This window comes from Bacteroidales bacterium (genome assembly GCA_035299085.1).
Lineage (GTDB): Bacteria > Bacteroidota > Bacteroidia > Bacteroidales > UBA10428 > UBA5072.
In genome coordinates this window covers 190,189-198,694 of record DATGXG010000033.1, presented here as the reverse complement: position 1 = coordinate 198,694, position 8,506 = coordinate 190,189, and the positions used below count along the sequence as shown (strand labels likewise).

At 37.9% G+C, this 8,506-nt stretch carries 5 protein-coding genes; 1 reads left to right on the top strand and 4 read right to left on the bottom strand.

Annotation, left to right across the window (positions count from 1 at the left end; translation table 11 throughout):
• Positions 1-376 precede the first annotated feature (376 nt).
• Entirely contained in the window at positions 377-1,213 is an 837-nt protein-coding gene (locus VK179_10965; GenBank protein HLO59255.1) for a PRC-barrel domain-containing protein, read from the top strand.
• Here the strand turns inward: VK179_10965 and VK179_10960 are convergent.
• From VK179_10960 to VK179_10945, 4 genes are all read right to left on the bottom strand, one after another.
• Entirely contained in the window at positions 1,210-3,288 is a 2,079-nt protein-coding gene (locus VK179_10960; protein HLO59254.1) for an ATP-binding protein, read from the bottom strand. The two genes, VK179_10965 and VK179_10960, sit on opposite strands and share 4 nt — an antisense overlap.
• Before the next feature lie 126 nt (positions 3,289-3,414).
• Positions 3,415-5,553 carry a response regulator gene (locus tag VK179_10955; GenBank protein HLO59253.1) on the bottom strand — a complete coding sequence of 713 codons (2,139 nt, stop codon included), beginning with the start codon at positions 5,551-5,553 and terminating at the stop codon, positions 3,415-3,417.
• 288 nt (positions 5,554-5,841) lie between these two features.
• Entirely contained in the window at positions 5,842-6,465 is a 624-nt protein-coding gene (locus tag VK179_10950; GenBank protein HLO59252.1) for a response regulator transcription factor, read from the bottom strand.
• Positions 6,446-8,443 (bottom strand): PAS domain S-box protein, encoded by a 1,998-nt coding sequence (locus tag VK179_10945; protein HLO59251.1) that lies wholly within the window; start codon positions 8,441-8,443, stop codon positions 6,446-6,448. Before VK179_10945 ends, VK179_10950 begins: the two co-directional genes overlap by 20 nt.
• Positions 8,444-8,506: the final 63 nt, after the last annotated feature.

Below are 8,506 nucleotides of genomic sequence, written 5' to 3'. Positions count from 1 at the left end.
AAAATTAATTCACGAAGCGTTAAGAAAGAAAAGCTGTCTGAGCCGATTCCTGCGGCGAGTTCTTTTCTTTTAGCGCAGTGAATTAATTTTTAGCGATTTTTTCAGCAGCGGCGGCATTTTTTGGTCACTTTTTTTTGCTGCAGAAAAAAAGTGACTCAGGGTTCGGGGCGGATAGCCCCGATATTATAGATTTTCGAAATGTCATAAAATCCCTTTTTTCGTAGATGTATTTACCCATATTGTGAAGCCATTTTCACGGTAAAATTTTATTAGCAGGCATTAAGCATGTGTTTTAGCAAAGGAATCTGCGCATTGCGGGAAGCGAGATAGTTTGGCAAGGATTTTTCTATCCTAAGGAAATTAAATCGGTAAAATTATGAAAAGAGGCATAAATGAAATTATTGGTCATTCGGTTGTAACATCGGATGGAACGAAAGGCAAAATCAAAGATTGTCTTTTCGACAGGGAAAACTGGCAGGTCAGGTACCTGGAAGTTGATTTCGGTAACCTGTTTTCAAGTGACCGGATTCTGATACCGAGGACTTTATTGAAGGATTCGCATATTACGGATGATGATCTTCTTTTAAATGTTAAGAACAGCGTGGTAAAATTAGGTCCCAAGCCAGAGGAAGATCTGCCAATTTCCCGCCAGTATGAGGAAAGGCTGAACGGTTATTACAACCAGGAAACGTATTCGACTTCCCGGACTTATTCAACGGGTGAAGCCGGAGCTGGCCGTGGATACGGAGTTACAGGTGAAACAACTTTTGGTCCCGGCTCTGGTGTAACTGAATCAGCAAATTCGGCATCAGCCTATCCGTCAGATTATCCGTCACGTCGGGTACCACAGTATACTTCAACTGAAGACAGTAAGCAAAGCAGCAACCTGTTTAGTTTTAAAGAAGTAAACGGTTATAAAATTCATGCTACAGATGGCGTACTGGGGAGCGTTGAAGACCTGATTATCGATGAAAATTCGTGGGAAATAGTATATATGGTGGTGGATACGAATAACTGGCTGCCATGGAGCAAAAAAACACTCATTGACATCAGTTTTATAGAAAACATCAATTATGGAACCCGTGAGGCTGAGATCAGTTTGAATACGGACTTTCTTAAAAATGCCCCGGATTATGATGAAGACCGTTTTGTAGATGATCAGTATGAAAGCAACCTACGGAACTATTATGAAAGATCCTGGGTTCGTCACTAAGGATTATTTCCATGTCGAGGTGGTTGGGGGTATTCTGATTCAGATTGTTGCAGTTCAAATGAAACCTTACACCCCTTTCCCACTTCGCTTTCAACCCGGATTTCGCCGCCGTTCTTCTCGATGAAATCCTTGCAGAGCAATAATCCAAGGCCGGTTCCGCTTTCATTGCAGGTTCCGGGAGTTGACAATACCTGGGTAATACTGAATAATTTCGAAAGATTTTCTTTTGATATACCAACACCATGGTCTATAACCGATATTTTAACTTTTCGGCCATTTGGTTCGGTTGAAATAGTTATGTTGCTGTTTTTAAAACTAAATTTTATGGCGTTTGAAATCAAATTACGGAATATTGTTTTTAGCATATCAGGATCTGCATATACCGATTTATCATTTAAACCTGAATAGTCAATATTAATATTCTTGGAGTTCGCCATGGGCGAAAGATTACTGATTGTTTTCTCACAGATTTCATATAAATCGGTATGCTGTGGCCTGAAAGGAATTTTTCCCTGCTTTGAATTAGCCCACATTAAAATGTCATTGAGTAAATCGTAGGTATTACCAGCTGTCTGGTTAAGCTGGCCAGCAAATAGTTCTATTTTTTCCTTATTTAACTTCCGGGATTCATTGACCAATAATTCGGACATGCCAAGGATAGTATTGAACGGACTTTTTAAATCATGTCCAAGGATCGATAAAAACCGATCTTTATCTGCGTTCGTTTCTTTTAATTCTTCATTTAACCTGCTTATCTGATCTTCGGCAACCTTTCTGGCCGTAATATCACAATTGCTACCTCTTGTCCCTGCCAGGTTTCCATCCGGGTTATATACCGGCTGACAAACATGATTAATCCACTTTACTTCACCTGATTTTGTAATAATTCTGAAATCAATTCCCGGACATGGTTTACCATTATGTTCAAGTTTCAAATGTTCCTCATATATACACCGGTCCTGTGGATGAATAATATCCAGTATAAGGTCAGGATTCTTATCAAAATCTGAAGGTTTGTATCCTGATACGTGCTCACAGGAAGGGGAATTATACTTAAAGAGATTGTACTCCGAAATCCAGAATTCCCAATCATAATTGTAATCGGCAATCAACCTGAATTTATTATGACTTTCCTTAAGATCAGTTTCCGCTTTGTGAAGCTTATCACCCGTAGAATAGGATACTTTATAAATAAGAATAACTGAAAGGATGACTGTCAGAATAAGTATCAGGGCTACTGCGAGTGTAAAATACTGGCCCGTAACTTTAAGTCTTGTGATCAGTAAGCCTTCTAAAGTAATTACAAATACTACAGCAGGCAAAAACGATTTTAGAAGCATCCCTGCCATCTTATTGATTCCAAAAAAGTTAAAATTACTTAATCCGGGTTGGTACAAACGCAGCAAAATCAGGCTGAATAAAAGAAAACATATAGTGGATGGAAGGGATACAGGAATAATTTCTCCCCCGTATAAAAGAGGGGCGTTAAGTAAGTAACCCAGGAATAATACTGAAGATAAAATAAAGGCAATCAGGGAAACGATTGCGCCAAAATAGTATCGACCCTTCAAATGCTGACGTTTAGAAAATAAATAGCCAAAACAGATGAGTATATAAAGAACCGATGTTAACGGGGACATGCGCCCTATAAGTACCCTTCCATAATTTGCTGGTTCTTTAATAAAAACACTTTCGATATCCCATGTCAGGCGAAAAAAGAATTGGATAAAAATCAGGAGGCAGTATAGTAATATAATACTAACAACCAGGTTATTTAGAGAAGATGACTTTCCGGCAGGATGAATGCCTGAATTGAAAAGAAAAACTCCGAACAGAATAAGAACGATCGATATATTTGCCGGTGCTATTGGAATATAATCTTCGGAATATGATGCAAATATCATGTTACCGGATAACCAACCATACATACCTGAAATGGCTACAATCAGAATAACTGACAATTTCCATTCTTTTCTGATTTGTTGAATATATTTAATAACCCTGTTCTCACTCATAAATACCGAAAAATCAATTCCTGTTTTATTTGCGCTTAGATTAGGATTACCAGGTTTCATATACCTATTTATAAATAGTATTACGATCCGGCACTTAGGACGTTTTAGGTAAATCAGTGATTTTGCTTTCCAATACTATTGATTCTGGGTATGCTGTCCTTTGATATAGATCAACAGACATTGTCTTCACTTTAAGTACTCCAGTATGGCACTGTAAAATTTCTTTCGGTTATAAGGCTTTAAAATATAGCCGGAGCAACCGGCTTCTATTGCCTTTTCTTTGTCATCGGTATAAGCCGTCTGTGCTATAATTGGAACATTTATCCCGGCTTCACGGATCATTCTTGTAACTGCATATCCATCAAGGACCGGCAGTTTAATATCCATGAGAATCAAATCGATTTTATTGTTCGTAAAAACTCTGTCCAAAGCCTCCTGGCCATTTAATGCCCAAATGATTTTTACGTTCGCTTCAGAAAGAAAATGTTCTATAAGTCTGAAATTGCTCTCAATATCCTCGGCAACGAGAATTGTTTTTTCTTCCGAAAAAATGAGTTGATCGGTTATATAATTATTTGAAGTTTCAAGATTTCCGGTGATTTGTTCAAAAGGTACAGTAAAAAAGAAGCTGGTTCCTATGGATATCTCAGATGACATCCATATTTTTCCGCCTAATATTTGAGTATATGCCTTTGCTATGGCAAGTCCAAGACCGGTACCTTCATACGGCCTGGTAACACCGGTTTTAACCTGGTAGAACCTTTCAAAAATCCTTTCGCACTCCTCTTCCGCTATCCCGATTCCTGTGTCAGTAATACTGAATTCAATAAACTTATCTGTTTTTTTACAATGGACATTAATCGTACCGTCATAGGTAAATTTTATGGCGTTATCAATCAGATTAGACAATATTTGTGTCAATTTCGACAGGTCTGTTGCTATCCTGAAATCCTCTTCCAATTCCGAATGAAAGGTCAGTACTATTTTTCTTTCTTGTGCTTTTTTAAAAAATTGCTCACAGGTCTCTTTTACAAGTGAATTGATAGTCACTTCCGTTTTTGAGATGTCTACAATGTTCGCATCAATATTTGAAATATCAATTATGTCGGAAATAACTGAAAGAAGTTTTTCACTGCTTTCAATGATAATATCAGTATACGATTTTTGCTTTTCGGTATTAGCGTTTGATTCTGAAAGCAATGTGGAAAATCCAACAATAGCATTCATGGGTGTTCGTATTTCATGAGAAATATTATGAAGAAAAGCCGTCTTCAGTCTGTCACTTTCTTCTGCCTTATCCTTAGCATTTACCAGTTCCTTTTCCGCCTTTTTAATTTCTGTAATGTCCTGGGTAATCCCGAACGTTCTCACTGTTCTTCCGTCTTCATCTTTAATTGTAAAGAACCTGACATTTAAATATCCAACCTCTCCATCGGCGTATATAAAACGATGTTCTACCTGATTGTTGAAATTCGGATCATTACTTTGCAACGCTTTTTTGATTTCAAGCTCTACAAGATGCATATCTTCAGGATGTACGAAGCGTGCGGCATATTCCGCAGATCGCATGGTATACCCTCCTACCTGCCCGACAGAAGTTCGGAATAAAGCATAAAAAGGGTCATTGAAATAAAAAGTATCATGCTCGAAATCATATTCCCAAGTGCCCAAATGAGCCATTTTATGCGCATGCATTAAAAATGTCTGATTCTTTTTTAATTCCTCCTGTATCCTTGAAGTACGCTTAACTCCAGACAAAAGCCTGACAGAGTGTTCTTCTTCTAATTTTTTCAGGTTATCTTTTAAGTTATCCAGCTCTTCCTGGGTTTTGATAAGCTTTACATTTTGCCGGACGGCATTATCATAAATATTAATAAGAAGTTGAATGAGTTTTTGTTGAACAGTATTGAAAGAAGAATCATTTCCGATATTCCTTTTTTCTCCGGAGAGTAGCAGTTTCTCAACTAATGACAGCAGGTAGTTTTCATCATATGGTTTGAAAACAAAACTATCAGCACCACAGTCAAGTCCTTTAATAATCTCTTCACTATCTGACAAGGATGTCATAAGGATTACCGGAACATCTTTGGTATTTCTATCTGATTTGAGTATCTGGCAGAATTGATACCCATCAGTTTCCTGCAGCTTTACATTTGAAATCACCATATCCGGTTTATTCTTTCTTACCAGATTTACCGCATCCTTACCATTCAGAACAACAGATATTTCATAATTATGAGTTGCCAGCAGATTCTTTAATGTGGCAGCCTTTGGAGGACTGTTTTCAGCAATGAGGATGTGGGCTTTTTTAATTGACTGTTCCATAGTGGAAAATAAAATACCATCACTTGTACCAAAAGGTTAATATCATTCTGCGGATCACAAACCGATAACATTTAAAACGTATTGCACAGAAAATAACGCACTTACAGTTGTCCCTAAACAAAGAGACTGGTTTGGAATTCAATTAATTCCTGAACCTGCTTCTTTCAATTAATGAAATCGAACCTTGACAATAAAAATATCGGATTATTTAATCGGGCGCTTGTAGCGAGAAGTGTGATTTTTTTGTAGTCGAAACAACTACAGAAGAAATGGAACAAACTAAATCTTTTAGTAAATCAGATTATTTTTCAATGCATAAGCAATAATCTCTGCATTTTTTTTCATATGCATTTTAGTGAGGATTCTTGTCCTGTATGTATTAACAGTATTTCGTGAAAGAAATATATCGTTAGAAATTTCAGTAACCGATTTGCCTCTTGCAAGCATTATCATTATTTCAAATTCACGGTGTGAAAGCTGTTCGTGCCTCTGTAACGTATCTGATCCCTTAAAGATGATGTTTTCGGCGAAAGCCTCTGAAACATACCTGCCCCCGGAAAGGATTTTATTAATGGCAATTTTTAATTCGTCAAAAGCACTGTCTTTTGATAAATATCCCGAAGCACCTAATTTAATCGCCCTGATCGCATACTGTTCCTGGGGATGAACACTAAGGATCAGAACTTTGCTTGAAAGGTTGTTATCTTTAATTTTCTTAAGTAATTCAAGTCCGCTTAAACCCGGCATTGAAACATCGAGTATGGCCAGATCATATCTCCTTACCTTGATCATTTCCCAGGCTTCAACACCATTTGTTGCCTCTTCAATGGCCAGGTTTACGTCAAGTGATCCTACAAATTTCTTAAGACCTTCCCGCACAACCGGATGGTCATCAGCTAACAGTATTGTCATCGGTTTTAGTATCTGAAATGGGTATGATAATGGAAAGTATGGTACCTTTCCTGCTCAATATATTGAGCTTTCCGTTGAATTGTTTCACTCTTTCCCTTATACCTGCCAATCCGTGTGAAATTCCGGAATTTATTTCATGTTTCGATATTCCCTTGCCGTTATCCCTGATTGTAAGTTTTATATTATGTTTCTGATTTTTCAGGTTAACATCAACTACAGTTGCTCCGGAGTGTCTGATAATATTGGTAAGTGCTTCCTGCAGGGTTCTGAAAAGAATCAGGTTGATTTGTGGATTGTCAAAACGTCCTTTACCAATTCTGAGAAAACACATAGTATTTGTTCTTTTCATGAACTCACTGCAATACCATTCAAAAGTAGCCTGTAAACCAAGATCTTCGAGTATGCCAGGCCTTAAATCGGAGGATATCCTTTGTACATCTTTAATCAAATCGGATACCAGGTCGACCATTTCATTGATCTTATTGAAGGCATCTGCATTTCCTGAAAGGCTTTGTTTGAATATGTTCATATCAAGCTTTAACGCAGTAAGCGACTGGCCAAAATGATCATGAATTTCCCTTGAAATCTGGCTTCTCTCTTCCTCCCTGGCGCTTACCAGGTATTGATTAAATGATTCAAGACTTTTCTTGGATTCCCGTAATTCCTTTTCAATTACCTTGCGATCAGTTATATCAATATGAATTCCAATATAATAAATGTATTTTCCGTTGACATCATATACTTTGCGACCGGAAACCAGAATAAAAAAATGGGTTCCGTCTTTTTTAACGACCTCAACTTCAAGACCATCAATCATTCCATCTTTTCTGATTGATTTTAAAAGCTCCGACCTGTCATCCGGATTTGCATATAATTGACTTGCATTGGAAACCTCCTTAAGCATCTGCCCCGGATTCTCATAACCATACATCCTGGCAAAAGCTGAATTCACGAGTACCAGTCTGCCGTTTGTATCTGCAGCTGACATTCCGGCAACAGAACTTTCGAAAATTCCCCTGAACCTGGTTTCATTTTCCAGTAAAGCAAGCTCGGTTTTTTTCAGTTGAGTTATGTCGGATAGTGTCAGAAGAATGCGGAATGCATCTCCGGAATTCAATCTTGCGGTTGAAACAAGCAAAACCACCTCATGGTTTTCACTGTTTGAACACAGAGTAGTTGAATGTTCCAGATTTATATTTGGATTACCGGTTTTAAAAGTATCTTCAATTATATTGTGAATAGCGCATGATCCGCATTTTTGTATGGTTTGGCTATCACTAGCTTTATTATTGTACTCAATACATCCCAGCAGGCTGCAAAGGGTATGTAAGGATGCGCCCTGCCATGCGGTTGACTTTTTAAAGGCGTCATTCGCAATTAGAACCTGCATATGTTCATCAACAATGCACATCATGGAAGGCGTGGAATCAAAAACTGACTGCAATTCAAGCTTCTGCTGCCGGAGTTGTTGCTGAACGAATTCCAATTCAGCAATATTCTTCTTGTTTTCTGTATTATCCCTTATAATAGTGCAGGTTCTGGACTTACCCTGTTTATCTTTGAATATAATGCTTGAGACTAATGCTGTAAATACAGTGCCGTCCTTTCTGAACATATTGGCCTCACCCCGATAAACACCTGTTTCATCCCTTGTTTTCAATCCGGCAATTACCTGCGGATCATTTAAATCAAGAAGTTTATTCCGACCGGCAGTACAAATTTCCTTTTCAGTCATCAGGAACATTTTGCAGGCCTCCGGGTTTGCCGCGTAGATTTCACCATTAGGATTGGTAAAAAGTACGGCCTCACCACTATGCTCAAAAATCAGCCGGTACTTGTCTTCACTCTCGTTTAATTTTAACGAGGCCAGCCGGAAATCAGCAATAACTTTCTTATATGATTTCTTTAGGGAAATATATTCTTTGCGAAGACTGTTCAGTTCGGCAAAAGCTACGTCAGTATCATGACTGCCTTTCATATGTAAGAGATCTGATCAAATCAGACAAGAAAAACTACATAAAATTAGTACATATTTCCTTTG

Bases quoted from the DNA above. Each gene is read 5' to 3' on its own strand.
- VK179_10950 (HLO59252.1), bottom strand. From the start codon at position 6,465: ATGACAATACTGTTAGCTGATGACCATCCGGTTGTGCGGGAAGGTCTT.
- VK179_10965 (HLO59255.1), top strand. From the start codon at position 377: ATGAAAAGAGGCATAAATGAAATTATTGGTCATTCGGTTGTAACATCG.
- VK179_10960 (HLO59254.1), bottom strand. From the start codon at position 3,288: ATGAAACCTGGTAATCCTAATCTAAGCGCAAATAAAACAGGAATTGAT.
- VK179_10945 (HLO59251.1), bottom strand. From the start codon at position 8,443: ATGAAAGGCAGTCATGATACTGACGTAGCTTTTGCCGAACTGAACAGT.
- VK179_10955 (HLO59253.1), bottom strand. From the start codon at position 5,553: ATGGAACAGTCAATTAAAAAAGCCCACATCCTCATTGCTGAAAACAGT.